Genomic DNA, 2,602 nt, shown 5'->3' with positions numbered 1-2,602 from the left:
CATCGCCTTGATCCCGGTGCCGGACGCGCCCTTCGCACCCGAGCCGTTGCGCGGCCGGTACGTCGCCCACGTCCGCATCGCCTACACCGGTGCCGCCGAGGAGGGCGAGCGGCTGGTCGCGCCGCTGCGCGCGGTCGGCCCCCGCCTCCTGGACACGCTCACGGACATGCCGTATGCGGCAAGTGCTGTCATCCACAACGACCCGCCGACCCCCATGCCGTGGTACGCGGATGATGCGATGCAGAGCGAGCTGACGCCCTCCGACGTGTCAACGATCCTCAAGACGGTCGGTCCCGAAGCACCGGTCATGTGCATCGTCGAACTGCGCCACCTCGGAGGCGCCCTGGCCCGTCGGCAGGGGGCGCCCAACGCGGTGGGCCACCGCGACGCCCGGTACATGCTCTACCTCCTCTCCCCCCTGGTCGGCCCGTTCACCCCCGAGACCGTACGACCGGTGCACCGGCAGCTCTTCGACGCCGTCGCCCCGCGCACCGTGGGTCGCTTCGTGAACTTCATGGGCATCGGCGAGAACGCCGGCCCTGAGCAGGTGCGTTCGGCGTACGACGCCGACGACCACGCGCGCCTGGTCCGGCTCAAGGCCGTGCACGATCCGGCCAACACCTTCCGGGTCAACTACAACGTGCAGCGGGGCGCGTCCTGAGGCGACCGCTGGCGGGTGATCGCCCGCGAGCCCGTTGGTGATCGAGAGATTGGAAGGTTCAGATGTCCCGGAGCGCGTTCGTACTCGACCCCACAGGGAGCGATCTCACCACCGAGGCCGCCACGTTGCGGCAGCTCGGGCCCATCGCCCGGGTGCAGCTGCCCGGTGGCGTGCCCGCCTGGTCGGTGACCCGGCACGACCGGATCAAGCAACTCCTGACGGATCCGCGGGTCTCCAAGGATCCACGACAGCACTGGCCCGCGTTCCGCAGCGGGGAGATCACGCCCGAGTGGCCGCTCTACCCATGGGTGTCCGTCGAGAACATGCTTACGGCGTACGGCTCCGAGCACTCCCGGCTGCGCAGGCTCGTGGCGGGCGCCTTCACCGCGCGCCGCTCGAAGTCGCTCGCGCCGTCCGTCGAGGAGGTGACCAGCGGTCTGTTGGACGGGCTGGAGGCCGTACCGCACGGGGAGACCGTCGACTTGCGGGCCAACTTCACGCACCCGCTGCCCTTCCAGGTGATCTGCCGGCTGTTCGGCGTACCGGACGCGACCAGCGCCGCCCTTCAGCAGATGATGGACGCGTTTTTCCGCGATCCCGGCACCATCGACGACATCCAGGAGCGCGGGCGCGCCATCTACGAGGTCCTCACGGACCTGGTGGCGTACAAGCGCCGGCACCCCGGGCCCGATTTCTCTTCCGAGCTCATCGCGGTACGCGACGAGGACGGGGAGCGGCTGAACGAACAGGAACTGGCCGACACCCTGATGCTCATGATCGGGGCCGGTCACGAGACCACGGCCAACCTGCTCAGCAGTGCACTCGTGGAACTGCTCTCCCGGCCGGACCAGCTGGCGCACATCCGGGCGGGGCGGGCCACGTGGCAGGACGCGGTCGAGGAGACCCTGCGCCTGCACGGCCCCGTCGCCCACATGCCGCTGCGCTTCGCCACGGAGGACATCGACGTGGGTGGGGTGACGATCCGGCAGGGCGATGCGATCCTCATCTCCTACGCGGCGGCGGGGCAGGATCCGGAGCAGCACGGACCGGACGCCCTCGATTTCGACCTGCTGCGTGAACGGCGGGAGCACCTCGCCTTCGGGCACGGCGTCCATCACTGTCTCGGCGCGCCGTTCGCCCGGCTGGAGGCCGGGATCGCGCTGCCCCGGCTGTTCGGCCGGTTCCCCGGCCTCCGGCTGGCACGCCCCTCCTCCGAGATTCCCGGCTCCGGCTCGTTCATCGCCAACGGACCGCGCGACCTGCCGGTGCTACTGACACCGTGATCCCTGGTCCGGCTGGATGTTGTGGTTCACGCGGAACGTGTTGGCGGGATCGTGCACGGCCTTCAGCCGGGCCAGTCTCCGGTGCGCGGTCCCTCCGTACAGGGTGTCGAGCCGCTCGTGCGTGATCGTGCGGCTGCCTCCGTAGACGAAGTTCAGGTTGCGCCCGACCGTCCAGGGGAGCACGGCGTCGAGCAGGCGGTCGTGGACGGGAGCCACCTCCGCACCGGCCCCGGGCTCGACCGGGGAGAGCACACGCAGGATGTAGGCGGCATCGCGGTGACCCACCGCGTTGGGCGCCCCCTGCCGACGGGCCAGGGCGCCTCCGAGGTGGCGCAGGTCCACGACGCACATGACCGGTGCACCGGGACCCGCGAGATCCTGGACGGCCCGCAGCACCGGGGGTTCGAGCGCGCCGAGCAGCGCGTTGTCCCCGGCGTAACCGTGCGGGTGGGCGGGATCGTCGAAGATGGAGCCTGCGGCGGTGTACGGCATGTCCCGCAAGGTGTCCATGAGCCGGGGGCCGACCGCGCGCAGCGGTGCGACCGCCTTCCGGCCCTCGACGGCGCCGGCGGTGCAGGCGATCCGGACGTGTGCCACGTACCGGCCGCGCAACGGCTCCGGCATGAACGGCAGATCGGGTACGGGCATCAGTCCCACA

General features: G+C 70.8%; 3 protein-coding genes. 2 read left to right on the top strand and 1 reads right to left on the bottom strand.

The window, feature by feature from the left end:
- On the top strand, window positions 1-661 hold a 661-nt coding region (locus tag ACGFZK_RS37265), incomplete at its 5' end, for a BBE domain-containing protein (RefSeq protein ID WP_393853270.1).
- 62 nt (window positions 662-723) lie between these two features.
- Window positions 724-1,944 (top strand): cytochrome P450, encoded by a 1,221-nt coding sequence (locus ACGFZK_RS37260; protein WP_393853269.1) that lies wholly within the window; start codon window positions 724-726, stop codon window positions 1,942-1,944.
- Here ACGFZK_RS37260 and ACGFZK_RS37255 read toward each other — a convergent pair.
- The coding region (locus tag ACGFZK_RS37255) for a BBE domain-containing protein (RefSeq protein WP_393853268.1) at window positions 1,930-2,602 on the bottom strand (673 nt) is incomplete at its 5' end. The genes ACGFZK_RS37260 and ACGFZK_RS37255 overlap by 15 nt on opposite strands.

The sequence above is a fragment of the Streptomyces sp. NPDC048257 genome, assembly GCF_043201855.1.
GTDB lineage: Bacteria > Actinomycetota > Actinomycetes > Streptomycetales > Streptomycetaceae > Streptomyces.
Note: the sequence above shows the minus strand (reverse complement) of the source record. Positions and strands in the feature narration are given on the sequence as shown.

Coding starts and splice junctions, on each gene's coding strand:
- ACGFZK_RS37260 (WP_393853269.1), top strand. CDS start 724: ATGTCCCGGAGCGCGTTCGTACTCGACCCCACAGGGAGCGATCTCACC.